Source organism: Arthrobacter sp. NPDC056691 (genome assembly GCF_042791415.1).
Classification (GTDB): Bacteria; Actinomycetota; Actinomycetes; order Actinomycetales; family Micrococcaceae; genus Arthrobacter.
In genome coordinates this window covers 184,511-210,726 of record NZ_JBHTXX010000004.1, presented here as the reverse complement: position 1 = coordinate 210,726, position 26,216 = coordinate 184,511, and the positions used below count along the sequence as shown (strand labels likewise).

The following is a 26,216-nucleotide window of genomic DNA, read 5'->3' as shown; positions in this document are numbered from 1 at the left end:
GAGACAGACCTTGCTGGTAGCGGGGGCATCGCGTTTAAGCTTCGGTTCAAGCCGTGGCTTAGGTGTTGGGGCGCTTCCCGTGGTTCGCGCCGCCACGCTTACGGTCACGACGCTTACGTGCACGCTTGCTCATAGCTGGCCTCCTTAATTTCGTTACCCAAAAGAGTTGCCCTCCAGTCTCCCATATCAGCGGACAGGCCGCGAACCGGGGACGATGCGGGGCGCAGGGAGACGCCGCGGTGCCCCCGGTCCGGCCCTACAGTGAGTTGCGGATCGAGACCCGGGCCTGCTCCAGGACCGTCCGCACCGTTTCCAGGGCCACGGGCGTCATGGGCCGGGCGCTGGTGTGAAGGCGCAGTTCGGTGCGCATGTCGTCGCGGAACGCCTGCAGCAGCATCTCAGCTTCCTTGAGCATCCGCTGCCCCTCGGCGGTGAAGCGGCCCTGGCCGGCCAGGTCCGCCGATCTGGCGGCGGAGCGTGCCGCTTCGGCCGTGGCCGCCAGGTCCGCCCGCAGCCCGCGCATGTTGCTGCGGATATCGGCACGTAGGTCATCGGCCAGCCGCCGGACGGACGCTGCAATGTCGTTCTCGACGGTCTCCAGCTCCTCGCGCCGGCTGTCCAGTTCAGCCAGGCCCGCAGCGGTGATGCGGTAGTTGGTGCGGCGACCCTGCGATTCCGTGGCCACCAGGCCTTCCTCCTCCAGCTTGCCCAGGCGAGGATAGATGGTTCCGGCACTGGGGGAATAGGTGCCGCCGAACCGGTCGCTGAGCGCCTTGATGAGTTCATACCCGTGCTTGGGCCCATTCTCCAGGAGCGCCAGCAGGTAGAGCCGGAGCGCGCCGTGGGCAAAGACGGGAGGCATCAGAGCGCCTGTTCCGCGGTGGCCGGTGCCTGGCCGTGGAAGATGGACGTCTTCCCGGATACCGAGTTGGTCCGGACCAGCATGAGCTTGGCGTCCGGGCCTGAGATGGTCTGCACCTTGCCGCCGGGATGGCCGTACTTCCGGTCGTCGATGACCACCGGCCCGCTGGCCGACTGGGCCACGATGTCCACGCCGACGTCGTGCGGCACGCGGACGGTCAGGTCCCCGGACACCGAGTTCGCACCGAAGTCATGGGTGAAGCCGTGCAGGTCAAAGCTCATGTCCCCACTGACCGTGTTGGCCCGGATATTGCTGAACTGGCCGGACGCCGTGACCTCGCCGGACACACTCTTTGCGGTGAGGACGCCGCTGTGGTTCCGGGCGATCACCTCGCCGCTGACGGTGTTGACGTGCAGTTCACCGGAAGTCCCGTCGGCCAGCAGGGAGCCGGTCACGGTGCTGAGCCGGGTCCGTCCGTGGACACCCGAAACCAGGCCGTCCCCGCTGACGGTGCCCGCCTCAACCTCGACGCCCGCCGGGACGGCGATGCTGATGACCACGGAGTTGTTGCTGCTGTTGTTGACCGAGTCCATCAGGTTCTTGAACCAGCCCTGTGGACCGTGCAACTGGTGGCGGATTTCGAGGCGCCCGCCCGTCACTGAGATCGCCAGCGGATCCCCGACAACCTCCGACACCCCAAGCCGCACCACGGCCTCGTCGTGCGTGACGATGTCCAGCCTGCCGCGGACAATGCCCACCTTAAGGTGGGAGACGCCGTCGACATCCATGGTCTGCGGGCCGGTGACGGTCCAGGAGTTCTCTTCCATGATCCCCTCCACTTGCGATATATCGTGACTGTGCAAGCCACGCTAGTCCCTTAGTGCCGGAAGATCAAGATATATCGCGAGTGGGTTTCCTACTCGGGCGAATCCATCCCGAGCCACTGGAACCAGCCACGGTGCAGCACCAGCCAGGCCATCAGCCCGTAGCCCGCCTGTCCCGGGGTGCCCCCGTTGGCCGCGAGGTCCTGGCGCCATTGTTCGTGGTTTAGCAGCGGCGAAAACGTGTCGACGTAGAGGTGCTTGCGCCGGGTGGTGACGTCGGCGAAGGCGGTGTTGAGCTCGCCGAGGCGGCGGTTCTGGACCGGATCCAGGGTGGGAGGCGGCCCCACGACGAAGACCTCCAGCCGCTTCTGGGTGGCTGAATCCAGGATGTTGGCGAGGTTCAGCCGGCTCCGGGCAGTGGACAGCCCGAACTCGATGTCCCGGCCGGACAGCCCGATGACCAGCCGGTTCTCGTGGTTGTCGCTGAACCTCCGGCCGGCCTCCTCGAGCCAGCGGGCAGACAGGCCCTCGGTGCCCTCCTGGGGACACGGAAGGGAAAAGCTCTCCACCGTCACGCCGTCCTGGGGAGTGCGGGCGAGCACCCTGCCCAGCCACCCCAGTGCCCGGGGGTCGCCGAGCCCGGCCAGCAGTTCATCTCCAACAGCTGCAATCCGCAGCTTCCTGTCTTCCACTACTACCTCTTCACTTGTTGGGAGGGCGTGTCCCGGATACGGACCGTTTGCATGCCAACACTAAAGGTCCATTAACTCACGCCGATTAAACAGAACTGCCCGGCTGGAACGGTATGTCACCGTCCGGCCGGGCAGCTGTTCTGCTACTTGCGTGCGAATGCCTGCTTCAGCAGTGCATCCTGCTCCGCAGCGTGGCGCTTCATGGAGCCGGCCGCGGTGGACGCCGAAGCCGGGCGTGACACCAGGCGCAACTTCCGGTCCAGGGCGGTAGGCAGGTGCAGCCCCATGAACGGCCACGGACCCTGGTTGGCGGGCTCGTCCTGCGCCCACACAACTTCTGCGTTCGGGTACTTGGCCAGCTCGGCCTCGATCTCCGCCTGCGGCAGCGGGTAGAGCTGCTCCACGCGGACGATCGCCGTCGTCTTGTCGCCGGTCTTCTGCCGGGTGGACAGAAGATCGTAGTACAGGCGTCCGGAGACGAGGAGAACGCGTTCGACGGCGTCCGCCGGCAGCTGCTCATGGTCACCGATCACCGGGCGGAAACCGCCGGTGGTGAAGTCCTCCACGGACGAGGCAGCGGCCTTGAGGCGCAGCAGCTGCTTCGGCGTGAAGATGATGAGCGGCTTGCGTGGCCGGCTGTAGGCCTGGCGGCGCAGCAGGTGGAAGTGCGAGGCCGCCGTCGTCGGGTTGGCGACGACGATGTTTTCCTCGGCGCACAGCTGCAGGAAGCGTTCGATGCGGGCCGAGGAGTGGTCCGGGCCCTGTCCTTCGTAGCCGTGCGGAAGCATCAGCACGAGCGACGAGCGCTGGCCCCACTTCTGTTCGGCGGACGAGATGAACTCATCGATGATGGTCTGCGCGCCGTTGACGAAATCGCCGAACTGTGCTTCCCACAGGACCAGGGCGTCGGGGCGCTCCACGGAGTAGCCGTATTCGAAGCCCATGGCCGCGTATTCGGACAGCAGGGAGTCGTAGATCCAGAGCTTGGCCTGGTTGTCCGACAGGTTGCCCAGCGGCAGCCACTCGTTGCCGTTGGCCCGGTCGTGGAACACGGCGTGGCGCTGGACGAAGGTTCCGCGGCGCGAGTCCTGGCCGGCGAGCCGGACGGGCACGCCTTCCATGATCAGGGAGCCGAACGCGGCGATCTCGCCGAAGCCCCAGTCGATGCCGCCTTCGCGGGACATCTGTTCACGCTTCTCCAGCAGCTGCTTGAGCTTGGCGTGCACGGTGAAGCCTTCGGGGATCTCCACGTGCGCCTTGCCGATGCGGGCAAGCGTATCGGCCGAGATGGCCGTCGACGCCGGGGCGTTCGTTCCGATGTCCGACTGCTGTGCCTGGGGACGCTCGATGTCCGATACCGCTGCCGAGTCGGCCGTGATGATCGGAATGGGCGAAGTCTGGGCGGCGTGGGTCTCGGCGAACACGCGCTCGAGGCGTTCCTGGTAGTCGCGGAGCAGCTGCTCGGCCTCTTCCTCGGTGATGTCGCCGCGGCCAATGAGCGACTCGGTGTAGAGCTTGCGTACCGAGCGCTTGGCTTCGATGAGGTTATACATCAGCGGCTGCGTCATCGAGGGGTCATCGCCCTCGTTGTGTCCACGGCGGCGGTAGCAGACCATGTCGATGACAACGTCCTTGTGGAACCGCTGGCGGAACTCGTAGGCGAGCTGGCCGATGCGGACGACTGCCTCGGGGTCATCGCCGTTCACGTGGAACACCGGAGCCTGGATCATCTTGGCGACGTCCGTGGAGTACGTGGACGAGCGCGACGAGGACGGTGCGGTGGTGAAGCCGACCTGGTTGTTGACCACGATGTGGATGGTTCCGCCGGTGCGGTAGCCGCGCAGCTGGGACAGGTTGAGCGTTTCCGCCACAACACCCTGGCCGGCGAAGGCTGCGTCACCGTGAACCATGATGGGCAGCACAGGGAACGACTGTCCCTGGTCCAGGCGGTCCTGCTTGGCGCGGACGATGCCTTCCAGGACCGAGTCAACGGCCTCAAGGTGGGACGGGTTGGCGGCGAGGTAGACCTTCGTCTCCTTGCCGTTGTCCGACGTGAACGTGCCCTCGGTGCCGAGGTGGTACTTGACGTCGCCGGAACCCTGGACGGAGCGCGGATCCTGGGTGCCTTCGAACTCGCGGAACACCTGGGCGTAGGTCTTTCCGGCGATGTTGGTCAGCACGTTCAGGCGGCCGCGGTGGGCCATGCCGATGGCAACCTCGTCCAGTGCGTCGTCGGCAGCGTCCGAGATGATGGCATCCAGCAGCGGAATCAGCGATTCGCCGCCCTCAAGCGAGAACCGCTTCTGGCCCACGAACTTGGTCTGCAGGAAGGTCTCGAAAGCCTCTGCGGCGTTCAGCTTGGAGACGATCCGCAGCTGTTCGTCGCGGCTCGGCTTGGAGTACGGGTGCTCCAGCTGGTCCTGGAACCACTTGCGCTCGGCCGGGTCCTGGATGTGCATGTACTCGATGCCGGTGGTGCGGCAGTAGGCGTCCCGGAGCACGCCAAGGATGTCGCGGAACTTGAGCATCGGCTTGCCGCCGAAGCCGCCCGTGGGCCACTCGCGGTCCAGGTCCCAGAGGGTCAGGCCGTAGGTGAGGACGTCGAGGTCGGGGTGCTTGCGCTGGACGTACTCGAGGGGATCGGTGTCCGCCATGAGGTGGCCGCGAACGCGGTAGGAGTGGATCAGTTGCTGGATCCGGGCGACCTTGTTGATCTGGTCGGACGGGTCCACCTGCAGGTCCGGGCTCCAGCGAACAGGCTCGTAAGGGATGCGCAGGGCTTCGAAGATCTCGTCGTAGAAGTCCTGCGCGCCGAGGAGCAGCGAGTGGACGAGCTTGAGGAATTCGCCGCTGCCTGCACCCTGGATGACGCGGTGGTCATAGGTGGAGGTCAGGGTGAGGATCTTGCTGATGGCGTTCTGCGCGATGATCTTCTCGCTCGCGCCCTGCCATTCGGCCGGGTAGTCGAGGGCGCCGACGCCGATGATGGCCGCCTGGCCCTTCGACAGACGGGGCACCGAGTGCACGGTGCCGATGCCGCCCGGGTTGGTCAGCGAGACGGTGGTTCCCGCGTGGTCGTCCGCCGTCAGCTTGCCGTTGCGGGCACGCTTGATGAGGTCTTCATAGGTGTGCCAGAACTCCGCAAAGTTCATCGTTTCGGCCTTCTTGATGTTGGGAACCATCAGAAGGCGGGTGCCGTCGGGCTTAGGCATGTCAATGGCGATGCCGAAGTTCACGTGTGCCGGCTGGACCGCAACGGGCTTGCCGTCGACCTCGTCGTAGTACACGTTCATGGACGGGAACTGGGACAGCGCCCGGACAACGGCGTAGCCGATGAGGTGGGTGAAGGAGACCTTGCCGCCGCGTGCGCGGGCCAGGTTGGAGTTGATGACAACGCGGTTGTCGATCAGGAGCTTGGCCGGAACCGCCCTCACGCTGGTGGCAGTGGGCACCTCGAGGCTCGTGACCATGTTCGACGCAATGGCCTTGGCCGGCCCGCGAAGGATGGACACGACGTCTTCCTCGGGGGCGGTGGGAGCTTTGACGTTCTTCGGCAGCTGCGCCGGGATGGGCTGGGCGCCGGTGCCCGCCTCGGTCTTCTTGGCGCCGTCGCGGGCCACCGTTGCCGGGGCCTTCTTGGCGGGTGCAGGCTGGGCGGGGGCTGCTGCCGGCGCCGGTGCCGGAGCTGCCGCAGGCGCCTGGGCCGCGGGAGTAGCGGATGCCGGTGCCGTCGCGGGCGCCGGGGGAGTGACAACGGGTATTTCGCGGGTAGCCGGATTGGCCGCCGGGGCCGTCACCGACGGCACGCCGTTGGAAGATGGACCGTTGCCGCTGTCGAATGATTCGAACAGGGGCCACCATTTGGCATCGACCGTGTTCTTGTCCTGCTGGTAACGCTCGTACAGTTCGTCAACGAGCCACTCGTTTCCACCAAATTCCTCTGGCAGACGGTGGCTAGGCTGCTCTGGCACTTGAAATACGCCTCTTCCATGAGTTTGATTTCCCTCTGGTCGCCTAAGGTGCCACGGCACAACAATCGAACCAGTTTCTGTGTCCTATGAACCCAGACCTTTGCCAGTCTAGTGACCGTTCCGGCTTAACTGCCAATAAGGGTGACCCAAATCATGTACCGTCCGATTTATGGCGAAATGGCCATCCAAACGGGCCCCGGACAGCGTCCTTTCCACCGCCCGCGGACACCGCGTCCGGACCGCGGGATGAGCCGCTCCTGTCCTCTCTGGGGGCTCATTGCTCCTGTAGACTGCAATCCTTATGGACAGTAAATACAGGTGCCATGGACGGTAGATCCGGGTGCCGGCCAGGGGGCTTACTCCCATGACGGAGTGGCTCCTTGTTGCTGCCGGCCTGATGCTCATCCTCGGAACCGGCTTCTTCGTTGCCGTCGAATTTTCCCTTATTGCGCTGGACCAGCCCACAGTGCAGCGTGCCGTTGACGACGGCGACGCAGCTGCGGTACCGCTGCTCAAGTGCCTGAAATCCCTGTCCACGCAGCTTTCCAGCTGCCAGCTCGGCATCACCATGACCACGCTTTTGACGGGTTACGTCATGGAGCCGTCCGTGGGGGCGCTGCTCGAGGTGCCCATTGCCGTCGTCGGCATCCCGGAGCCGGTGGCCGGTTCCGTTTCCCTCGTGGTCGCCATGGTGGTCGCGACCGGGCTGTCCATGCTCCTGGGCGAGCTCGTTCCCAAAAACATGGCCATTGCCCTCGCGTTCCGCATGGGCCGCACCCTGGCACGGCCCCAGCTGGTCTTTACCGCGATTTTCAAGCCTGCCATCGTGGTCCTGAACGGTTTTTCCAACAAGGTGCTGAATGTCTTCGGGCTGGAGGCCAAGGAGGAGATTTCCGGCGCCCGCACGCCCGCAGAGCTTGCATCCCTGGTACGCAGGTCCGCGGCCATGGGCACGCTCGATCCGGGGACCGCGAACTTTATTGCCCGCACGCTGAACTTCTCCGGCCGCAGCGCAGCTGATGTGATGACTCCGCGCATCCGCGTCGAAACCATCGACGCCGACCAGCCGGTGTCGGACATCATCGATGCGGCCCGCCGCAGCGGATATTCGCGCTTCCCCGTCATCGGTGAATCAGCGGACGACATCCGCGGGCTGGTGCACGTCAAGAAGGCGATTGCGGTCCCGCCGAACCGCCGGCGAAAGCTTGAGGCGGGTGCCATCATGACGGACGTCCTCAGGGTGCCCGAAACCATCCACCTCGATGCCCTGCTCGCCGAACTGCGGGAGGGCAACCTGCAGCTTGCTGTGGTGCTGGACGAGTACGGCGGAACTGCCGGCATAGCCACGCTGGAGGACCTGGTCGAGGAAATCGTGGGCGAAGTGGCCGACGAGCACGACAAAGTCCGGCCCGGGCTGCTGCAAAGCGCCTCCGGTGACTGGTATTTTCCGGGTCTGATGCGGCCGGACGAACTCTCGGAACAGATTCCGGGCCTCACCGTTCCCGACGAGGCCGCGTACGAGACGGTGGGCGGGTACGTCATGAGCGAGCTCGGGCGGATACCCCAGGTGGGGGACATTGTGGAAGCCGGCGGCGGAACGCTCAGCGTCACCAGGATGGACGGCCGGCGCATCGACCGGATCTGCTTCAGGCCGCACCGTGAACCGCAGGACCCGCCCGCCGCTGACCAGGCCGGCAGGAGCACAGTGGTCAAACATGGGCCGGCCAATCACGGCAAGCCGGGGAACGGGAAATCAGGGAACGGCAAGCCGGGGAACGGCGGCCGGCCATGAGCGACTGGGCGGGACTGCTCTGGCTGGTGCTGCTGCTCCTGGGCAATGCCTTTTTCGTGGCCGCGGAATTCGCCGTCATGTCAGCACGCCGGAGCCAGATCGAGCCCCTCGCGGACCAGGGTGTACTGCGCGCACAGACCACCCTTCGGGCCATGGAGAACGTCTCGCTGATGCTGGCGTGCGCGCAACTGGGCATCACAGTGTGCTCGCTGCTGATCCTTCTGGTCGCGGAGCCGGCCATCCACCACCTGTTGGCCGTACCCCTGGCCGGGCTGGGCGTGCCCGCCGAAATTGCCGACGTCTCGGCGTTTGCCGTGGCCCTGATGCTGGTGACGTTCCTGCATGTGACGTTTGGCGAGATGGTGCCCAAGAACATTTCCGTGTCCGTTGCCGACAAGGCGGCGCTGCTCCTGGCTCCGCCGCTGATGTTCATTGCAAGGATCGTGAACCCGGTCATCGCGGCACTGAACTGGTCCGCGAACCACATCCTGCGGCTGATGCGCATCGAGCCCAAGGACGAGGTCAGCTCTACGTTCACGCTGGAGGAGGTGCAATCCATCGTGCAGGAGTCCACGCGGCACGGCCTGGTGGACGACGACGCCGGCCTGATCACCGGCGCCCTCGAATTCTCGGAGTACACCGCCGGCAGTGTCATGGTTCCACTGGAGCGGCTGGTCATGCTGAGGTCGTCAACCTCCCCGCTGGAGTTTGAAAAGGCTGTCAGCCGGACCGGTTTCTCCCGCTTCCCGATGCTGGACGATGACAACCTGCTGGCTGGCTACCTCCACATCAAGGATGTGCTTGCCATCCCGGAATCCGGTTATGAGCTGCCCATCGCGGAGAGCCGCATCCGGTCACTGGCCAATCTCTCGCGCGACGACGAGATAGAAAAGGCGATGTCCGTGATGCAGCGCTCCGGCTCCCACCTGGCGCGCGTCATCGGGCCGGGCGGCCAGACCGAGGGCGTGCTGTTCCTGGAGGATGTGATCGAGCAGCTTGTGGGGGAAATCCGGGATGCCACCCAGGCCAAGGGCATCCGGCGGCTGGGCAGGCCCGACGGCGAATAGCCGCCCCGGGTGTACCGGCGGCGCACCGCCGTCGTGAATTCTAAATAGGAATCATTCCTATTTAGCGATACACTCGACTAGGGGTTGCCCCTCCCCGCAACCCGATCTGTCCAGAACCGAGGTATTTTCCGTGCCCAGCAACGCCCGCACCGTCCTGACCGCCGCCCTGGCCGGATTCGGCCTGCTCCTGACCGGCTGCGGATCGCCGGCGTCTGAGTCGGCAGGCACAGCAGCTGATGGCCGCATCGCCGTTGTCACATCCACGAACGTCTACGGGGACATCGTTGAGGTCGTCGGCGGGGACAAGGTCAACGTCGCGGCCATCATCTCCCGTCCCAGCCAGGATCCGCACTCCTACGAAGCCAACGCCCAGGACCGGCTGAAGGTGTCCAAGGCCAAGCTGGTGGTGGAAAACGGTGGCGGCTATGACGACTTCATCCACACCCTGGCGGACGACAGCAACGTGCCGCACGAGAACATCATCAGTGCCGTGGAGGTGTCGGGATTGGCGCCGGAATCGGCAGCCACCGCCTCCGCCCACGCCCAGGACGGGCACTCCCATGACCACGGCGACTTCAACGAACACGTCTGGTACAGCTTTGACGCCATGACACACCTTGCGGATGCCGTGGCAGCCCGGCTTGGCGCGCTCGACGCCGCCTCGGCCGACCAGTTCAAGGCCAACGCCGCCGGGTTCAAGTCCGGTCTCGCGAAACTGGAGAGTAAGATTTCCGCAATGAAGACCTCGCACGGCGGTGCCGGCGTCGCCGTGACCGAACCGGTGCCCCTCTACCTGCTCGAAGCTGCAGGACTGGTGAACCGCACCCCTGCCGAGTACACGGCCGCCGTCGAGGAAGGCGCCGACGTTCCGCCTGCCGTCCTGAGGGCAGCCACCTCGACGGCCGCCGCCAAGGACACACGCTTCCTCGCCTACAACGAGCAGACGGAAGGCCCGCAGACCCAGGCTGTCAAAAACGCCGCCAGCGCTTCGGGAACGCCGGTGGTGAACTTCACTGAAACGCTTCCGGACGGCAAGACCTACCTGGAATGGATGGCGGACAACGTGGACAACATCAGCAACGCACTGAAGAGCCAGCGTTGAACCCAGTCATCAGCCTGAAGCAGGCATCGCTGAAGTTCGGCCGGCGCGCGCTCTGGGAAGGCCTGGACCTGGACATCAATCCGGGGGAGTTCTTCGCGGTGCTGGGTCCCAACGGCAGCGGCAAGACCAGCTTCCTCAAGGTCCTTCTGGGGCTTCAGGAGCTGCACTCCGGCCAGGCCAACCTCGGCGGACACCCGGTGGAGCGGGGCAGCCACATGATCGGCTATGTCCCGCAGCAGAAGCCCTTCCTGCCGGACACCCCCATGCGCGCCCGTGACCTGGTGGGACTGGGCGTCGACGGGCATCGCTGGGGAATCCGGCTCGGCACCGCCAAAGCCAACCGCAGGATTGACGAACTGCTGGAGCTCGTCGGGGCAAGCGACTATGCGAAAGTGCCCGTCGGGCAATTATCCGGCGGTGAGCAGCAGCGCCTGCGTGTGGCGCAGGCCCTGGCCACTGACCCGAAGGTGCTGCTGTGCGACGAACCGCTCCTGTCCTTGGACCTGCACCACCAGCAGGCCGTTAGCGCGCTCATCAACAAGCAATGCCATGACCGGAAGAGCGCCGTGGTGTTCGTGACCCATGAGATCAACCCCATCATCGACTACGTGGACCGGATCCTGTACCTGGCCGGCGGCAGGTTCAGCGTGGGAACGCCGCACGAGGTGATGACCACCGAAGTCCTTTCCGATCTTTACGACAGCAACGTGGAAGTGATCCATGCCAACGGCCGGATCGTCGTCGTCGGTCTGCCCGACGCCACCACCCACCATCATGACGACGCGCACGCCGCTGCCGGGGAGGGTTCCTGATGGATCTCGCATCTTTCCTGCAAACGGTGTTCAACTTCGAGAACTATGGCGAGCTGCTGGTGCTGGTGCAGAACTCGCTGTGGGCCGGCGCGGTGCTGGGACTCCTCGGCGGCCTGGTGGGGACCTTTGTCATGAAGCGCGACCTGGCGTTCGCGGTCCACGGAATTTCCGAACTGTCGTTCGCCGGCGCCGCCTTCGCGCTCCTCATTGGCACCGACGTGGTGTTCGGCTCCCTGGTGGGGTCCGTGGCGGCTGCGCTGCTGCTCGGGCTCATGGGTGTTAGGGCGCGGGACAAGAACTCCATCATCGGCGTCATCATGCCCTTCGGCTTGGGCCTTGGGATTCTTTTCCTGTCGCTCTATGAGGGCAGGGCCGCCAACAAGTTCGGACTCCTGACCGGGCAGATTGTGTCGGTGGACACTGTTCAGCTGCAGGTCCTGGCCGGGACCGCGGTGGCCGTGATGGCGGCGCTGTGCTTCATCTGGCGCCCGCTGAGTTTCGCCAGCGTTGATCCGGAGCTGGCCGAGGCCCGCGGCGTTCCCGTGCGGTCGCTGGCCCTGGTGTTCATGGTGCTCCTGGGTGTCAGCGTGGCGCTTTCCATCCAGATTGTGGGCGCGCTGCTGGTTCTTGCCCTGCTGATCACGCCGGCGGCTGCGGCCCTGCGGGTGACGTCCTCGCCGCGACTCGTGGTGCTGCTGAGCGTGGTGTTCGCCGTTTCGGCGACCGTGGGGGGAATACTGCTGGCCCTCGGCGGGCGCATCCCCATCAGCCCCTACGTCACCACGCTGTCGTTCCTGATTTACGTCGTGTGCCGGGTCATCGGCAGCGTCCGCGCCAAGCGCGGCCTCAACGGCAGGGTCATGCGGACCGTCTAACTACCTGTATCCGTGGCGTTACTGCGCGGCGGCCTTGCGTGCGGAGCAGTCAGGGCAGAGCCCATAGATCTCAACGGTGTGGGCCACTTCCGTGAAGCCGTGCTCCTGCGCGGTCCGCGCGGCCCAGCTTTCGACGGCGGGCGCCTCCACTTCCACAGCCTTGCCGCAGTTGCGGCACAGGAGATGGTGGTGGTGCACCGTCACGGCGCAGCGGCGGTAGACGGCCTCGCCGTCGCCGTTGCGGAGCACGTCCACGAGTTCCTCGTCGGCCAGCGACTGCAGGATCCGGTAGGCGGTGGCCAGGGAGACCGACACGCCTTTGTTCTGGAGGATCCGGTACAGCTCCTGGGTACTCACGAAGTCATTGAGCTCGTCCAAGGCGGCGCTGACAGCGATCCGCTGCTTGGTGACGCGCTGCTCTTTCCCTCCAACCGCCGTCAAAGGTGCCTGTGGTCTGCCGTCAGCGCTGGCGCGTTGTGGCATGGATGAACTCGCTTTTCTTTCGGGTAATGACAAGCTTTAACGTTACCAGCCGGAGCCGCGTGGACACTGATCGGGCCCGTCCCTAGGCTGGCTTCATGAAGCTGACAAAATTCACGCATGCCTGTGTCCGGCTCGAAAAGGACGGCCGGGTGCTGGTCCTGGATCCGGGGACATTCTCCGAAACCGCCGAGGCGCTGGACGGCGCACACGCCGTCCTCATCACGCACGAGCACGCCGACCACATCGATGTTCCCGCCGTGGCTGCTGCGCTCGGGGACAACGGAGGGCTGGAGCTCTTCGCGCCGGAGGGCGTGGCGCAGAACGTGCGCAAGGAAGCGCCGGACGCCGCGGACCGGGTGCATGCCGTGGAGCCCGGGACGGCTTTTGACGCTGCAGGGTTTGCGGTCCGCAGCTTCGGCGGCCAGCACGCGCTGATTCACCCCCAGATTCCGGTGGTCGCCAACATCGGCTACCTCGTGGACGAGAACGTGTACCACCCGGGCGACTCGTTCATCATCCCGGACGGCATCAGCGTGCGCACGCTCCTGGTCCCGGTCCACGCCCCGTGGAACAAGGTCGGCGAGGTGGTGGACTTTGTGATCGGCGTCCGCGCCGAGCGGGCCTTCAACATCCATGACGGGTTGCTGAACGACACCGGTCTGGGGCTGGTGGAGGGCCACGTCAAACGGATCGGGGCAAAGTACGGCACCGAGTACGCTCACCTCTCCAGCCGGGAATCGGTGGACCTTTAGGGCTGCCAGACGCCCGTCTCGAAGAACGCTTTCAGCGTGTCCTCGTGTGGCTGCGGATCCAGTCCCTGGGCCGCCAGCCACGCAGGGCTGTAGTGGCTGCCGGCGTACCGGTCACCGCCGTCGCACATCAGGGACACCACGCTGCCGCGTTCCCCGTTCGACACCATCTGGGCCACGAGCTGCCAGACGCCCCAGAGGTTAGTGCCCGTGGACGGCCCGGCGTGCAGCCCCGCCAGCGTGTGCAGGTGCCGCATGGCTGCGACCGACGCGGCGTCGGGTACCTGGATCATGTGATCGATGACCGAGGGGACGAAGCTTGGCTCCATGCGGGGCCGCCCGATCCCTTCGATCCGGGAAGGCATGCCGGTGCTGAAATCCGCAATGCCGCTCCGCCAGCCGGGGTAGAAGGCGGAGTTCTCCGGGTCTACAACCGCCAGGGACGTGGCGTGGCGGTTGTAGCGGAGGTAGCGGCCGATCGTGGCGCTGGTTCCGCCGGTGCCGGCTCCCACCACGATCCAGCGGGGGACCGGATGCTCCTCCAGCGCCAGTTGCTCAAAGATGGACTCGGCAATGTTGTTGTTGCCACGCCAGTCCGTGGCGCGCTCGGCGTAGGTGAACTGGTCCATGTAGTGGCCGCCGCTCGTGGCGGCAACCTCGGCGGCGGCCGCGTACACCTCTGAGGCATGGTCCACCAGGAGGCAGGCGCCGCCGAACTGTTCGATCAGGGCAATCTTTTCCGGGCTGGTGGTGCGGGTCATCACGGCGATGAACGGCACGCCCAGGAGTTGTGCGAAGTAGGCCTCTGAAACCGCGGTGCTGCCGCTGGAGGCCTCCACGATGGTGGTGCCCTCGCGGATCCAGCCGTTCACCAGCCCGAACAGGAAGAGGGAACGGGCCAGCCGGTGTTTCAGGCTGCCGGAGCGGTGCGTGGATTCGTCCTTGAGGTACAGCTGGACGCCCCAGTGTTCCGGCAGCGGCACCGAATAAAGGTGGGTGTCTGCCGACCGGTTGTTTTCCGCGTTGATCTTGCGGACAGCTTCGTCCGCCCATGCCCGGTCCCGGGTCGCTCCTCGGTTCACCTAATCCACCTGTTCACCGAATCAGCCTACCGGCGAGCGTGGCCGGGCGGGGCTAAAGTGGGTGACGTCCCGCCGTCGGCGGCTTTCCGGCAACCCCAAGGAGACAGATGGACACCCTCATTGACGTGGCCGGGCTGAACGCCCGGAAGGCCTCCGGTCAGCGGACTGTGGTGCTGGATGTCCGCTGGGCGCTCGGGGATCCGGAGGGCCGCAGCCATTACCTCCAAGAGCACATCCCCGGTGCCGTGTACGTCGACCTGCCCACGCAGCTGGCGGACTCCGCCGACCCTGTCCGCGGACGCCACCCGTTGCCGTCACAGGCCCGCTTCCAGGATGCCGCTCGGTCGTGGGGCATTTGCGACGGCGACGTCGTGGTTGCCTATGACGATGCCGGCAACACCTCCGCCGCCCGGCTGTGGTGGATGCTCCGGGACGCCGGCGTCCGCACCGTTTACCTGCTCGACGGCGGCCTGGCCGCCTGGCGTGCGGCAGGGTTGCCGTTGGAGGGTGGCCCGGTGGAGCCGGACACGGGAGACGTGACGCTTGCCAGCGGTGGCATGGCAGTGACCGACGCCGACGGGGCCGCGGACTGGGCCGCCCGTGGCGTGCTGCTGGATGCGCGCGCCGGAGAACGGTACCGCGGGGACGTTGAACCGGTGGATCCCCGGGCCGGCCACATTCCCGGCGCCGTCAGCGCTCCCACCACCGGGAACCTCGACGACGACGGCCGATTCCTGCCGCCGGCGGAGCTGCGGCGCCGCTTTGCACGCCTGGGGGTGGACGCAACGACGCCCACCGCTGTCTACTGCGGCAGCGGCGTGACAGCCTCGCATGAGATAGCCGCCCTGGAAATCGCCGGTTTCAGCGCCGCGCTGTTCCCCGGCTCCTTCTCCCAATGGTGCAACGACGCCTCCCGTCACGTGATTACGGGTGCCGATCCCGGAGCGTGATCGCGGGAGGCGCTGCGGGCTGGCCCGTGAAACGCTGCGGCAATTGGAAGTCACCCGGGAGCCGCGGTAGCGTCGCCATATGACTCCTGGACGACCCGTACCCCCGCCGCTGAACCTGCGGATCCCGCTGGAAGAGACCGCCGTCGAAGCGCTGGAAGGACGTCTCGCCGCTGCCCGTGGCGCATCATCGGCGACGAGCGGACTGGTTGCGCTGACCGTTGCCCGCCGGGCACCCAAGGCCGACGACGTCGAGATTGCCATCGAGTTCTGCGGGCTATGCCACTCGGACGTTCACGCCACCCGGGGGGAGTGGGGCAACCAGAACTATCCCCTCGTACCTGGCCACGAGATCGTGGGCAGGGTCAGCCGCGTTGGCTCGGACGTGAAGGACCTTCAGCCGGGAGACCGGGTGGGTGTGGGCTGCATGGTGGACTCCTGCCGCGAATGCGGGAGCTGCCTCGAAGGGCTGGAGCAGTACTGTGAACGCGGCATGACCGGGACATACGGTGCCAAGGACGCCAGGAACGGGGACGCTGTCACCCAGGGCGGTTACGCATCCTCCGTGGTGGTGGACCGGCGATACGTCCTGCGGGTGCCGGAAAACCTCGACCCGGCGGCGGCTGCCCCGCTGCTCTGTGCGGGGATCACCACGTTCTCGCCGCTGCGCCACTTCGGTGTGCGGGAAGGCCACGTGGTCGGCGTCGTGGGCCTGGGCGGCCTCGGCCACATGGCCGTCAAACTGGCCAAGGCGATGGGCGCCGAGGTCAAGGTCTTCACTACTTCTGAGTCCAAGGTTTCGGCTGCGCTTGAGTTGGGTGCCGACGCAGTAGTACTTTCCCGGGACGAGACAGCGATGGCCGCTGAGAACCGGAGCGTCGACGTCATTATCGATACGGTGGCAGCACCGCACGACCTCAACCCGTTTTTGCGGACCCTGCGCCGGGACGGCGCCCTTTTCCAGCTGGGGCTGCCCTCCGATGCCATGCCGCCGGTTAACCCCGGGGCACTGATCAGGAGGCGGATTTCGTACGCCGGGTCCCTGATTGGTGGTATCGCTGAGACGCAGGAGATGCTCGACTTCTGCGCCGAGCACGGGGTCGTCTCGGACATCGAACTTGTTGGCGCTGAGCAACTTAACGCGGCCTATGACCGGATGGTCGCAGGTGATGTGAAGTACCGTTTTGTCCTGGATACATCCACGCTGCAGGAACCGTCGGAAAGGGCTGACGCATGAGCACGCTGTTCACCAAGATTCTCAACGGGGAGATCCCTGGCCGGTTTGTCTGGCGCGAGCAGGACGTCGCGGCGTTCCTGACCATGGGACCGCTTGCTGACGGGCACACGCTGGTGGTTCCGACCGAGGAAGTGGACCGCTGGACGGACGCCTCGCCCGAGACGCTGGCCAGGGTCATGGAAGTGGCGCGGCGCATCGGCGCGGTGCAGGTGGACACTTTCGGGGCAGCCCGGGCAGGACTCATCGTGGCTGGTTACGAGATCAACCACATGCACGTGCACGTGTGGCCTTCCAACAGCATGGCGGAATTCAATTTCGCCACAGCCGAGCACAACCCGGACCCGGCCAGGCTGGACGCCAACGCAGAGAAGCTGCGGGCAGGCCTTCGCGATGCCGGCTACGGGGAGTTCGTGCCGGAGGCCTAGGCAGAATCTGGTCCGGCCCTCCGGAAAACCCCTAACTGGCCCACTCTCCATCGGGCCCAGGCGACAAGGTATGCCCCGGCCCTGCCCCGCCAGTTACGGCCCTGCCCCGCCAGTGACGGCCCTGCCCCGCCAGTTACGGCGCCGGGCCGGACTCTTCGTGCCGGTGAGTTTCGCTGTCGCGGGGTCCGGGCAAGTCTGGTTCACTCAGTCCCGACCGTGGCAATCCGGTTCCGGACAACCTGGTCCCCGGGAGTGGCGGTGCGGTGGAGCGGTAGCTGTGGCCGGTTGGGGTGGTGATTTCGAAGGTATGCCGGGGGCCCGGTCTGGGGTTTGCTTTCCAGCCGGGGAGTTCTTTGGTGTGGTTGCAGGCTTCGCAGAGTCCGGCGCCGTTGGCGAGGGATGTTGGGCCGTTGTTGTGCCAGGGGATGATGTGGTCGTGGTGGCGGATGGGTGCGTCGCAGTAGGGTGTGCGGCAGGTGTTGTCGCGGATTTGGATGAAGCGGCGCAGTGGTGCCGGGAAGAGCCGGCGCCGGGAGTCCATCGCCACCAGATCGCCGGTCTCCGGGGCAGTGTAGAGCCGGCGGAGCCAGATCAAGAGCTCCTTCGCGGCGTCCTGCTGGCCCGCGTCTTCCTGGGCGATAGTTGAGCCGGAAGCGGGGCGCCGGGCCTCGTGCCCGGGTCCTTGGGCCGCCGTTTGTCCCTCTCCCTGTTCTTTATGCTGTGCGTGTTCTTCTTGTCCCGGGTTGATGAGGTCCCGTGCCCAGGGGGCGGGCACTACACCGTAGCCAGCAAGCCCTGCGGGTTCGCTGTCGCCCTGGAGGAGGGTGCGGTCGGTCATGACGAGGCTGATGTCGATGCCGGTGATGCCGCCGGGGGTGCCGGTGGTCCATTCGACGAGGGTGTCGGCCTTGATCTGCCCGAGGCTGCGGGGGTCGCCGGCGGATTTAAGGGTGTCGGCGTGCCGGGTCAGGGCCGCATACACGGCGACGCCCTGGTGGGCGGGCAGCAGGGCTGTCAGGTAGGTCATGCAGTTCGGGGCGGGGCGCAGGCTCACGCCCCGTTCCGAGGCGGCGTGGCTGGCGCGTTGGGTGACCGAGCGGGAGTCCCGCCGGGTGGCGGCGGCCCGGGTTGCGGCGACAACGGCCCGGGTCCCGGCGCCGTTGAAGGTCCCGGTATCGGCGGCGAGCTCCTCGTCCACGGCGGCCCGGTCTTCCACGGTGAGGCAGGCTGTTTCCTTCACGACATACATGGCGCGTTCTTCGTTCAGCTGCCCGGTGTCCAGGGCGGCCAGGCTGTGCGGCATCTCGGTGACCAGGGCCTTGGCCATGCCAAGCAGCCGGCCGCCGCGGTGCGGGGACTCGCAGCGGGCAAGTGCGATCTGTTCGGCCGCGCCCATGGTCTGTTCTTTGGGGCGTGGCTTGCCCAGGTCCCCGGCCGAGAGTGGGCTGTGGCTGGCCTGCCCCGGATCGGCCAGCGCGGCGTTGCCGGCAATGGCCAGCGCCCCGGGTGCGGCTTGTTCCTCGCGGTGCCTGACCTCGAAAGTGACGGCAAGCCGGGCCTGCTGACCAGTAGCCCAGCATTTGAATTTTTCCAGCGCCTTGGTCTGGTCGATCAGGCCGGGACCGTCGGCGGTGAGGTCGGCCTTCAGAAGGGCAGTTGCCGCCGCGAGCCTGGCGTCGAGACTCAGCCGGGGCGCATCAGCGACGGAGGGCGCACCGCCGGCGAACACCGCGTTGTAAAACAGTGCCTCGGGAAACGGGTCCTCCGGAAAAGACTCCGGATACACGGCGTCGAGGCCATCGTCGTAGGGAGCCCCGTCCTCCAGGAACCCGTCAGCCCGGAATCCGTCGTCCGCGAACTCATCGAACGGAAAAGCCTCGTCACTGAACCAACCGTCTGGAATCGCGACGAGGGGGAGGGCCGTGTCTGTAAAAAGGGTCCCGGGAACCGCGGCAGCACGCAGGTCGTCGCCGTGCGGCGCCACTGCTGTCAGTGCCCAATTCCCGGTGCCTTCCATGAACACAGTCTGCCAACAGGCACTGACATTAAAGGGCTCATCGGACGCCCGGGGAGGGTGGATCCAAAAAAGTTTTTTGGATCCACCCGAGGACGAAAAACTGCGTAACAGATCAGGGCGTTCCCAGCGGTGGGAACGCCCTGATCTGGTACCCAGTTGGGCGCCCGAAGCCAACCCAACATTCGGCTGGAAGCAAGCCCGCCGACTAGAAAGCCCGAGCCGCGGCAGCGCCGCCGTCGTACGGGGTCATCTCGTATGACCGAAGGCAATCCAGGTAGCAGCTCAGGGCGTTCCCAACGGTGAGAACGCCCTGATCTGGTACCCAGTTGGGCACCCAGCCCCGGGGGACCTAGTGGCCGACGCCAGTGCTCACTCCCGGGCGCTGACCGGTGCAGTGATGTCCGCTGCCGGGAGGCTCCGTGGATCCGTGCCGGTCGGGGCCAGCCCGAAGACGCAACCGGGCCGGTTAAGGACCAGGAACCAACGAACGACGCTACGCCGCGAGCACCTTGTTAAGCGCCGTGCGGATCCGCTTCTCGGACACGGAATAGGCCGTGCCGAGTTCGACGGCGAACAGGCTCACCCGAAGCTCCTCGATCATCCACCGCACCTGCGTCAGTTCGGCGCCCGCGCGGCGGCCGGGCAGCAGGGCCGACACGGCGTCGTCGTAATCATCCTCCAGCTGCTGGACGGCGGACATGTGGAGCCCATCGCGCTGGACGTTGCCGGGCAGCTTCTCCAGACGCTTTTCAATAGCGTTGAGGTAGCGGGGGAGCTGGATCAGCTGGGCATAACCGGTCTTGGCCACGAAGCCCGGGAACACCAGCTGTTCCAGCTGGCTGCGGACATCGTTGAGGGCGCTGATGAGCGCCAGGCTCGTGGTGCCCTTGAGCTGCTTTTGGATCCGCCGAGTGCTGGCAAGGATGCGCTCCACGACGGCGGTAACACTGAAGACCGTGTCTATCAGCTCTGCCCGGACATGCTCGTACAGGGCGTCGAAGGCTGCCTGGTCCCACGGGAGTTCTGCCGGGGTCAGCTTGTCCACGGCAGCCAGGACGCAGTCTGCGATCAGAGCCGAGACGGACCCGTGCGGGTTTTGGCTGAACGTCAGCTTCTCGGTGTTGTTCAGGTGTTCCAGGACGTAGCGGTCCGGGGCCGGCACCCGCAGTGCGAGGAGCCGGATGACACCGCCCCGCATCGCCTCCTGCTGCTCCGAGGCTGTCTGGAAAACACGCAGGCCAACGGACTTCCCTTCGTCCACCAGCGCGGGGAAACCGGTGACGGTGTGACCCTTGACGGTGACGCTGGCCTGGCGCTGAAGGGTGCCGAACCGCCACTCGGTCATGCCGGACTGTTCCGTGAACCCGGCCTGCGCCTGCGGCCGACCATCCTGAGCGGCAGCCTGCTGCTGGCTCTTCTTCGGCGCCCGCGGGCCGGCTGTGGCGGGAGTGGCGCCCAGCGACTCAGCGATGGCCCGGCGGGTTGCCGGGGCCAGACGCTCCTGCAGCGCTTCCAGGTCCTTGCCCTCGTCCAGGACCTTGCCCCGGCTGTCCACCACCGTGAAACTCACGCGCAGGTGCGGCGGAACCGCATCCCAGTTCCAGGACCCGGCCGGAACGATCTGGCCTTTCAGTCGGCGCAGGACCAGCTCCAGCGAGCTCTCCAGTTCGTCCTCAGCGGGATCGAAATCGGCTTCCAGTGCCGCCACCGCCTGCCGGGCGACGTCCGGGGCCGGGACGAAGCTCTTGCGGACCTGCTTCGGGAGCGACTTGATCAGCGCGGTGACAAGTTCCACACGCTGGCCGGGGATCAGCCAGCGGAAGGGTGCGTCGTCGAGCTGGTTCAGGAACAGGACAGGAACTTCCGCCGTGACGCCGTCGGACGGGTTGGGCGTCGAGCCGGGTGCCACCGGATGGAATTCATAGCTCAGGGGCAGTTCGAAGCCCTTGTGCAGCCATGTCTTCGGGTAGGCGGACTCGTCCAGCGCGTTGGCGTCCTCGCTCAGAAGCAGGGCCTGATCGAAGTCCAGAAGCGCCGGATCCTGCTGCCGGGCGTCCTTCCACCACTTGTCGAAGTGCCGTTCCGAGACAACATCCTTGCCGACGCGAGCGTCGTAGAACTCGAAGAGAGTCTCGTCGTCCACCAGCAGGTCGCGGCGGCGCATCCGGGCTTCGAGTTCCTCCACTTCCTGCAGCAGGGCCCGGTTGCGGTGGAAGAACTTGTGGTGCGTCTTCCATTCGCCCTGGACGAGCGCATGCCTGATGAACAGCTCACGGGCCAGGACGTGATCGACCTTGCCGAAGTTGATCCGGCGCTGCGCGATGATGGGCACTCCGTAGAGCGTGACCTTTTCGTAGGCCATCACGGCGCCCATCTTGGTGGACCAGTGGGGTTCGCTGTAACTGCGTTTGATCAGGTGCGGCGCCACCTGCTCCGCCCACGCCGGCTCGAACTTGGAAGCGACGCGGGCCCACAGCCGGCTGGTCTCCACGAGCTCGGCAGCCATGACAAACGTGGGCGACTTCTTGAACAGCGCCGAGCCCGGGAAGATGGCAAAGCGTGTGCCCCGGGCGCCCGCGTATTCCCGCTTGCGCTCGTCGAGGATGCCGATGTGGCTGAGCAGGCCGGAGAGCAGGCTGATGTGGATGCCCTCGTGGTTGCCCACGGCGTCGGCCTGGCGCCTGTTGTCCAGGCTGATGCCCAGCGGCCGGGCCAGCTGCCGGAGCTGCGTGAACAGGTCCTGCCACTCACGGACGCGCAGGTAGTTGATGAATTCGTTGCGGCACAGCCGGCGGAACTGGGTGGACGACAGCTCCTGCTGCTTCTCGTGGATGTAGTTCCAGAGGTTCAGGTAGCCGGTGAAGTCGGAATTGTCATCGCGGAAGCGGGCGTGCTTCTCCGCCGCGAGCTGCTGCTTGTCCGTTGGACGTTCGCGGGGATCCTGAATGGTGAGAGCCGCCGCCAGGATCATGACTTCGCGGACACAGCCGCGCTGGCCGGCCTCCACGATCATGCGGCCCAGCCGCGGATCCACCGGAAGCTGGGCAAGCTTCTGTCCGACGGCGGTCAGGCCGCCGCCGTTGCGCCCGGCTGTCCGGCCGTTTTCGGCATTGGCCGACTGGGGACTGGCTGCCTGCGGCGCACCCGTGGCCGCCTGCGGCGCGCTCAGGGCGCCGAGCTCCCGAAGGAGGGTCACGCCGTCGTTAATGGCCCGCGAGTCCGGCGGCTCCACGAACGGAAAGTTTTCGATGTCCTTGGGCCCCCGTGCGACTCCCATGGCGGTCATCTGCAGGATGACCGCCGCCAGGTTGGTCCGCAGGATTTCCGGATCGGTGTAGAGCGGCCGGGACTCGAAGTCCTCCTCGGAATACAGCCGGATGGCGATGCCGTCCGACACGCGGCCACAGCGTCCGGAACGCTGGTTGGCAGATGCCTGGGACACCCGCTCGATGGGCAGCCGCTGCACCTTGGTGCGGTGCGAATAGCGCGAGATGCGCGCGGTGCCAGTGTCGACGACGTACTTGATGCCCGGCACGGTCAGGGAGGTCTCGGCCACGTTGGTGGCCAGCACGATCCTTCGCTTGCTGCCCGGATTGAAGACCCGGTGCTGTTCCTGCAGGCTCAGCCGTGCGAACAGTGGCAGGACCTCGGTGCCGGAGAGCCTCCGGTTGGACTGGATCCTTGCCTGGAGGGCGTCCGCGGCGTCCCGGATCTCGCGTTCGCCGGAGAAGAAGATGAGGATGTCGCCCGGCGCTTCAAGGGCGAGCTCGTCGACGGCGTCGCACACCGCGTCCAGGGGGTCCCGGTCCTCCTCGAGTTCGTCGTCGGAGGAACTGTCCTCGTCATCTCCGGTGGACGGGCCGCCGGCTGGCTGGGAGAGCGGGCGGTAGCGGATCTCCACCGGGAAGGTGCGCCCGGATACCTCAACGATCGGCGCAGGTTCCTGGTCCGAGCCGAAATGCTTTGCGAAGCGCTCGGGATCGATGGTGGCGGAGGTGATGATCACCTTCAGGTCGGGCCGCTGCGGCAGGATCCGCTTGAGGTAGCCGAGGATGAAGTCGATGTTCAGGCTGCGTTCGTGGGCCTCATCGATGATGATCGCGTTGTATTTGCGGAGCAGCTTGTCCCGCTGGATTTCGGCCAGCAGGATGCCGTCGGTCATCAGTTTGACCTTGGTGGACTTACTCACCTCGCCGGTGAAGCGGACCTGGAAGCCCACTTCCTGCCCGATGTCGACCCCGAGCTCGGAGGCGATGCGCTCGGCCACCGTACGGGCTGCGAGGCGCCTCGGCTGGGTGTGGCCGATCAGGCCGTTGTCACCCAGGCCCAGCTCCAGGCACATCTTCGGGATCTGCGTGGTCTTACCGGAACCGGTCTCGCCGGCAATGATCGTCACCTGGTTGGCGGCAATCGCGGCCATCAGGTCCTCGCGGCGCTCGGAAACCGGCAGCTCGGCGGGGTAGGAGATGTGAAAAGTCATGGCTCCCACAAGTCTACTGCCGCGTAAAAGGACCCGGCGTGCGCCGGGTCCTTGGTATGGATGGACGGTGATTCTCGGTGGGTGGTGAGTGAGCTAGAAGATGCGCATCGTGTAGTTGCTGCTGGGAAGGTCCAGTGCGGACCAATCCCGGACAGAGTATTCGGGAGGAGTGTGGCCGCGGCCATCCCGGAGGATGGCGCCGACAGTGGCTGCAGCTGCAATGAGGACCAGGACAAGGAGGGCGATTCCGAAGATTTCCATGTCTCCATGGTTCTCCCGCGGGCCCGAAGAAAAAAGTGGCAGAAATGCCTAAAAAGTACAAATTTCTGCCATACTGGAAACATGCTCAAAACAGTGGCAATCATCGCGGTTCCCAACTTCTCGATCTTCGAGTTCGGTACCGCTTTTGAGGTGTTTGGCATCGACCGTTCGGACCGGGGAACAGGCGTGCCGCGGTTCGACTTCCGTGTGTGCACTCCGGTGCCCGGCGAAGTTCCGCTCAAGTCCGGACTCACCATGAACGTCAGCCTTGGCCTGGAAGCTGCCGCCGATGCTGACCTGGTGATCATGGCGCCCTACGGCCGGGAAGAAGACGTTCCGGAATCCGTCCTCAATGCCCTTCGGGCAGCCCACGCCCGCGGTGCCTGGGTGATGTCGATCTGCTCCGGCGCATTTGCGCTGGCGCGGGCCGGGCTCCTGGATGGACGCCGGTGCACCACGCACTGGCACTATTCGGGAGAGTTGGCAGCCCAGTACCCCAAAGTCCTGGTTGACGAGAACGTCCTTTATGTCGAGGACAGCAGGATCATCACCAGCGCCGGAACGGCCGCGGGCATTGACGCCTGCCTGCATCTGGTAAGGACCGAATTCGGGGCCGCCGTGGCGGCCGCCATCGCCAGGGACATGGTGGTCCCGCCGCACCGCGACGGCGGCCAGGCGCAGTTCATCGACCGGCCCATGGCCGAGTGCGGCTCCCAGCCGATGGAGGAGCTCCTCCGGTGGATGGTGGCGAACCTGGACGAGGAACATCCTGTCCAGGAGCTTGCCGCCCGGGTGCACATGTCGCCGCGCACCTTTGCCCGGCGGTTCCGTGCTGAAACAGGCGCCACCCCGGCTGCGTGGCTCAATTCCCAGCGGGTCCTGCGCGCCCAGGAGCTGCTGGAGTCTACGGAGCTGAATATCGACGAGGTGGCGCGGCAGTCAGGGTTCGGGCACCCCGTGCTGCTCCGGCACCACTTTGCCAAGGTGCTGGACACGAGCCCGCAGTCCTACCGCCGGGCCTTCCGCGGCCAGATGGCCCCGGCCGGTTAGGAGCAGCCCGGTTAGGAGCCAGCCGGGATCAGAACCGGCTAGGACCGGAAGCCGGCCGTACCGCTGCCGGGCGGCGATTCCTCAGCGGCGGCCCGGGCCGACTCCACGAGCACCCGCCAGGGGCCGGTGACTGCCGTCTCCGGCAGGGTGGCGCGGCGCTGGCCGGCGCGGATGGAGTACATGAACCGGTCCGGCTGCCCGTCCGCCGCCTGCCGGGGGTCATCGACGGCGTCCCACGGGCAGGCTTCGACCAGGGGCTGCCAGCGGCTTTTGTCACTCGTCGTGACGGCGAGCACCGTCCAGACGCGCGTGACTGCGGCTATCCCGCCGCTGCGCTCGACTGTGATCTTCATGGCGAGGTTCCCGGGTTTCCGCGGCTGCCGGGAAGCGGAGTGTCACAGTCCCGGCGTCGGTTAGAGCTTTACCTTCACAGTCTCCCACGCCCCGTGCACGGCGTCATGCTCTGCGGACTCCTCGCCGAACAGTTCCTTTGCCGTCGCCGCGGTGGCTTTGGCGAAGGCTGTGAAGGTGGTGGTCGGGCTCAGCGAGCCGCCTGTCAGGGTCCCGTACCAGATCTGGCCCGGCGCATCCCAGGCGTTCCCGCCGAGAGCCTGGGCGACGAGGCAGAACGCCCGGTTCGGAATGCCGGAATTGATGTGGACACCGCCGTTGTCTGCCCGCGTGCGGACGTAGGAATCCATGGAGTCCGGCTGCGGGTCTTTGCCGAGGACGTCGTCGTCGTACGCTGTTCCCGGTGCCTTCATGGAGCGCAGGGCGGACCCTTGAACCTGCGGCGTGAACAGGCCCTCGCCTATCAGCCAGGAGGCTTCGGCGGTGGTCTGCTTGCGGAAGTACTGCTCCACGAGCGCGCCGAAGACGTCGGAGACGGACTCGTTGATGGCTCCCGCCTGGTTTCGGTAGGCCAGTCCGGCAGAAAACTGCGTCACGCCATGGGCCAGTTCGTGGCCGATCACACTGAGCGAGCGCGTAAAGCGCTCGAAGACCTCGCCGTCGCCGTCGCCAAACACCATCTGCTGGCCGTCCCAAAACGCGTTGTCGTACATCCTGCCGAAGTGGACGCTGGCCTTCAGCGGCATGCCGAGACCGTCGATGGAGTTCCGTTCGAAGGCGTCCGCGTACAGGCTGTGCGTGTGGCCCAGTCCGTCATAGGCCTCGTCGACGGCGGGATCGCCGGTGGGGGCATCGCCCTCCTTCCGGACAACCTGCCCGGGCAGCGACTCGCCGGACTTCGCGTCGAAGACGGACCTGTTGACCGGAGAGGGCTGCAGCTGCCTGATGCCGGCAGGAGCCGACGGCGCTGCGGTCCGGGCGGCGTGCACGGCGCCCACGTGGAGCAGGGCTTCCCTGGCGGCGCGGGCGACTGCCGAGAACCGGGGGGACCTCTGGGCGGCCAGGCGGCGAAGGATGTACGGCGGGACTATTGAACAGACCATGCAGCTCACACTACGAACGGGCTCTGACATTCTG

22 protein-coding genes are annotated in these 26,216 nt (G+C 66.1%); 10 read left to right on the top strand and 12 right to left on the bottom strand.

Annotation, left to right across the window (positions count from 1 at the left end):
• Positions 1-58: 58 nt before the first annotated feature.
• The 5 genes from ACFRAU_RS06010 to ACFRAU_RS05990 form a co-directional block, all read right to left on the bottom strand.
• Positions 59-133 carry a 50S ribosomal protein bL37 gene (locus tag ACFRAU_RS06010; protein ID WP_369299106.1) on the bottom strand — a complete coding sequence of 25 codons (75 nt, stop codon included), beginning with the start codon at positions 131-133 and terminating at the stop codon, positions 59-61.
• Between the two features lie 123 nt (positions 134-256).
• Positions 257-862 (bottom strand): PadR family transcriptional regulator, encoded by a 606-nt coding sequence (locus ACFRAU_RS06005; protein ID WP_377999188.1) that lies wholly within the window; start codon positions 860-862, stop codon positions 257-259.
• Positions 862-1,689, bottom strand: coding sequence for a DUF4097 family beta strand repeat-containing protein (locus tag ACFRAU_RS06000; RefSeq protein ID WP_377999187.1), 828 nt, complete (start codon positions 1,687-1,689; stop codon positions 862-864). The genes ACFRAU_RS06005 and ACFRAU_RS06000 overlap by 1 nt, the downstream gene beginning before the upstream one ends.
• 89 nt (positions 1,690-1,778) lie before the next feature.
• Positions 1,779-2,378 carry a GDSL-type esterase/lipase family protein gene (locus tag ACFRAU_RS05995; protein ID WP_377993955.1) on the bottom strand — a complete coding sequence of 200 codons (600 nt, stop codon included), beginning with the start codon at positions 2,376-2,378 and terminating at the stop codon, positions 1,779-1,781.
• A 143-nt stretch (positions 2,379-2,521) separates the two neighbouring features.
• Positions 2,522-6,349, bottom strand: coding sequence for a multifunctional oxoglutarate decarboxylase/oxoglutarate dehydrogenase thiamine pyrophosphate-binding subunit/dihydrolipoyllysine-residue succinyltransferase subunit (locus ACFRAU_RS05990; RefSeq protein ID WP_377999186.1), 3,828 nt, complete (start codon positions 6,347-6,349; stop codon positions 2,522-2,524).
• 364 nt (positions 6,350-6,713) lie between these two features.
• On the opposite strand from ACFRAU_RS05990, the gene ACFRAU_RS05985 reads away from it, so the two are divergent.
• The 5 genes from ACFRAU_RS05985 to ACFRAU_RS05965 all read left to right on the top strand — a co-directional run bounded on the left by ACFRAU_RS05985 (position 6,714) and on the right by ACFRAU_RS05965 (position 11,997).
• Positions 6,714-8,141, top strand: coding sequence for a hemolysin family protein (locus ACFRAU_RS05985; protein ID WP_377999185.1), 1,428 nt, complete (start codon positions 6,714-6,716; stop codon positions 8,139-8,141).
• Positions 8,138-9,208, top strand: a complete 1,071-nt coding sequence (locus ACFRAU_RS05980) for a hemolysin family protein (RefSeq protein WP_377993958.1) — start codon at positions 8,138-8,140, stop codon at positions 9,206-9,208. The genes ACFRAU_RS05985 and ACFRAU_RS05980 overlap by 4 nt, the downstream gene beginning before the upstream one ends.
• 130 nt (positions 9,209-9,338) lie before the next feature.
• Positions 9,339-10,310 carry a metal ABC transporter solute-binding protein, Zn/Mn family gene (locus ACFRAU_RS05975; protein ID WP_377999184.1) on the top strand — a complete coding sequence of 324 codons (972 nt, stop codon included), beginning with the start codon at positions 9,339-9,341 and terminating at the stop codon, positions 10,308-10,310.
• On the top strand, positions 10,307-11,122 hold the full coding sequence (locus ACFRAU_RS05970; protein WP_377993960.1) for a metal ABC transporter ATP-binding protein: 816 nt from the start codon (positions 10,307-10,309) through the stop codon (positions 11,120-11,122). The genes ACFRAU_RS05975 and ACFRAU_RS05970 overlap by 4 nt, the downstream gene beginning before the upstream one ends.
• Positions 11,122-11,997, top strand: a complete 876-nt coding sequence (locus tag ACFRAU_RS05965; protein WP_377993961.1) for a metal ABC transporter permease — start codon at positions 11,122-11,124, stop codon at positions 11,995-11,997. Before ACFRAU_RS05970 ends, ACFRAU_RS05965 begins: the two co-directional genes overlap by 1 nt.
• 18 nt (positions 11,998-12,015) lie before the next feature.
• Here ACFRAU_RS05965 and ACFRAU_RS05960 read toward each other — a convergent pair whose 3' ends face one another.
• The gene (locus tag ACFRAU_RS05960) at positions 12,016-12,480 is read right to left on the bottom strand and encodes a Fur family transcriptional regulator (RefSeq protein WP_377993962.1); all 465 of its coding nucleotides are present in this window, start codon (positions 12,478-12,480) and stop codon (positions 12,016-12,018) included.
• A gap of 95 nt (positions 12,481-12,575) precedes the next feature.
• Here ACFRAU_RS05960 and ACFRAU_RS05955 point away from each other — a divergent pair, with 95 nt between their 5' ends.
• On the top strand, positions 12,576-13,232 hold the full coding sequence (locus ACFRAU_RS05955; RefSeq protein ID WP_377999183.1) for an MBL fold metallo-hydrolase: 657 nt from the start codon (positions 12,576-12,578) through the stop codon (positions 13,230-13,232).
• Here ACFRAU_RS05955 and ACFRAU_RS05950 read toward each other — a convergent pair.
• Positions 13,229-14,311 carry a PLP-dependent cysteine synthase family protein gene (locus ACFRAU_RS05950; protein ID WP_377999182.1) on the bottom strand — a complete coding sequence of 361 codons (1,083 nt, stop codon included), beginning with the start codon at positions 14,309-14,311 and terminating at the stop codon, positions 13,229-13,231. The genes ACFRAU_RS05955 and ACFRAU_RS05950 overlap by 4 nt on opposite strands.
• Positions 14,312-14,418: 107 nt before the next feature.
• Here ACFRAU_RS05950 and ACFRAU_RS05945 point away from each other — a divergent pair, with 107 nt between their 5' ends.
• From ACFRAU_RS05945 to ACFRAU_RS05935, 3 genes are all read left to right on the top strand, one after another.
• Positions 14,419-15,261 (top strand): sulfurtransferase, encoded by an 843-nt coding sequence (locus ACFRAU_RS05945; protein WP_377999181.1) that lies wholly within the window; start codon positions 14,419-14,421, stop codon positions 15,259-15,261.
• 79 nt (positions 15,262-15,340) lie between these two features.
• Positions 15,341-16,495, top strand: a complete 1,155-nt coding sequence (locus ACFRAU_RS05940; RefSeq protein WP_377999180.1) for an NAD(P)-dependent alcohol dehydrogenase — start codon at positions 15,341-15,343, stop codon at positions 16,493-16,495.
• Positions 16,492-16,920 carry an HIT family protein gene (locus tag ACFRAU_RS05935; protein WP_377993967.1) on the top strand — a complete coding sequence of 143 codons (429 nt, stop codon included), beginning with the start codon at positions 16,492-16,494 and terminating at the stop codon, positions 16,918-16,920. Before ACFRAU_RS05940 ends, ACFRAU_RS05935 begins: the two co-directional genes overlap by 4 nt.
• 133 nt (positions 16,921-17,053) lie before the next feature.
• Here the strand turns inward: ACFRAU_RS05935 and ACFRAU_RS05930 are convergent, their stop codons facing one another.
• From ACFRAU_RS05930 to ACFRAU_RS05920, 3 genes are all read right to left on the bottom strand, one after another.
• Positions 17,054-18,937, bottom strand: a complete 1,884-nt coding sequence (locus ACFRAU_RS05930; protein WP_377999179.1) for an HNH endonuclease — start codon at positions 18,935-18,937, stop codon at positions 17,054-17,056.
• A 493-nt stretch (positions 18,938-19,430) separates the two neighbouring features.
• Entirely contained in the window at positions 19,431-23,417 is a 3,987-nt protein-coding gene (hrpA, locus tag ACFRAU_RS05925; protein WP_377999178.1) for an ATP-dependent RNA helicase HrpA, read from the bottom strand.
• A 93-nt stretch (positions 23,418-23,510) separates the two neighbouring features.
• The gene (locus ACFRAU_RS05920; RefSeq protein ID WP_377995189.1) at positions 23,511-23,678 is read right to left on the bottom strand and encodes a hypothetical protein; all 168 of its coding nucleotides are present in this window, start codon (positions 23,676-23,678) and stop codon (positions 23,511-23,513) included.
• Between the two features lie 81 nt (positions 23,679-23,759).
• Between ACFRAU_RS05920 and ACFRAU_RS05915 the strand changes: the two genes are divergently transcribed.
• Positions 23,760-24,728: a GlxA family transcriptional regulator gene (locus tag ACFRAU_RS05915; protein WP_377999177.1), complete on the top strand. Its 969-nt coding sequence runs from the start codon at positions 23,760-23,762 to the stop codon at positions 24,726-24,728.
• A 38-nt stretch (positions 24,729-24,766) separates the two neighbouring features.
• Here ACFRAU_RS05915 and ACFRAU_RS05910 read toward each other — a convergent pair whose 3' ends face one another.
• Together ACFRAU_RS05910 and ACFRAU_RS05905 are read right to left on the bottom strand one after the other, a co-directional pair.
• A complete protein-coding gene (locus tag ACFRAU_RS05910; RefSeq protein ID WP_377999176.1) occupies positions 24,767-25,081 on the bottom strand; it encodes a protealysin inhibitor emfourin in 315 nt (104 codons plus the stop codon).
• 60 nt (positions 25,082-25,141) lie between these two features.
• The gene (locus ACFRAU_RS05905; RefSeq protein WP_377999175.1) at positions 25,142-26,182 is read right to left on the bottom strand and encodes a M4 family metallopeptidase; all 1,041 of its coding nucleotides are present in this window, start codon (positions 26,180-26,182) and stop codon (positions 25,142-25,144) included.
• Between the last annotated feature and the right edge of the window lie 34 nt (positions 26,183-26,216).

Coding starts and splice junctions, on each gene's coding strand:
- ACFRAU_RS05935 (WP_377993967.1), top strand. CDS start 16,492: ATGAGCACGCTGTTCACCAAGATTCTCAACGGGGAGATCCCTGGCCGG.
- ACFRAU_RS05915 (WP_377999177.1), top strand. CDS start 23,760: ATGCTCAAAACAGTGGCAATCATCGCGGTTCCCAACTTCTCGATCTTC.
- ACFRAU_RS05910 (WP_377999176.1), bottom strand. CDS start 25,081: ATGAAGATCACAGTCGAGCGCAGCGGCGGGATAGCCGCAGTCACGCGC.
- hrpA (WP_377999178.1), bottom strand. CDS start 23,417: ATGACTTTTCACATCTCCTACCCCGCCGAGCTGCCGGTTTCCGAGCGC.
- ACFRAU_RS05955 (WP_377999183.1), top strand. CDS start 12,576: ATGAAGCTGACAAAATTCACGCATGCCTGTGTCCGGCTCGAAAAGGAC.
- ACFRAU_RS05905 (WP_377999175.1), bottom strand. CDS start 26,182: ATGGTCTGTTCAATAGTCCCGCCGTACATCCTTCGCCGCCTGGCCGCC.
- ACFRAU_RS05945 (WP_377999181.1), top strand. CDS start 14,419: ATGGACACCCTCATTGACGTGGCCGGGCTGAACGCCCGGAAGGCCTCC.
- ACFRAU_RS05940 (WP_377999180.1), top strand. CDS start 15,341: ATGACTCCTGGACGACCCGTACCCCCGCCGCTGAACCTGCGGATCCCG.
- ACFRAU_RS05980 (WP_377993958.1), top strand. CDS start 8,138: ATGAGCGACTGGGCGGGACTGCTCTGGCTGGTGCTGCTGCTCCTGGGC.
- ACFRAU_RS05920 (WP_377995189.1), bottom strand. CDS start 23,678: ATGGAAATCTTCGGAATCGCCCTCCTTGTCCTGGTCCTCATTGCAGCT.
- ACFRAU_RS05930 (WP_377999179.1), bottom strand. CDS start 18,937: ATGGAAGGCACCGGGAATTGGGCACTGACAGCAGTGGCGCCGCACGGC.
- ACFRAU_RS06005 (WP_377999188.1), bottom strand. CDS start 862: ATGCCTCCCGTCTTTGCCCACGGCGCGCTCCGGCTCTACCTGCTGGCG.
- ACFRAU_RS05985 (WP_377999185.1), top strand. CDS start 6,714: ATGACGGAGTGGCTCCTTGTTGCTGCCGGCCTGATGCTCATCCTCGGA.
- ACFRAU_RS06000 (WP_377999187.1), bottom strand. CDS start 1,689: ATGGAAGAGAACTCCTGGACCGTCACCGGCCCGCAGACCATGGATGTC.
- ACFRAU_RS05965 (WP_377993961.1), top strand. CDS start 11,122: ATGGATCTCGCATCTTTCCTGCAAACGGTGTTCAACTTCGAGAACTAT.
- ACFRAU_RS05960 (WP_377993962.1), bottom strand. CDS start 12,480: ATGCCACAACGCGCCAGCGCTGACGGCAGACCACAGGCACCTTTGACG.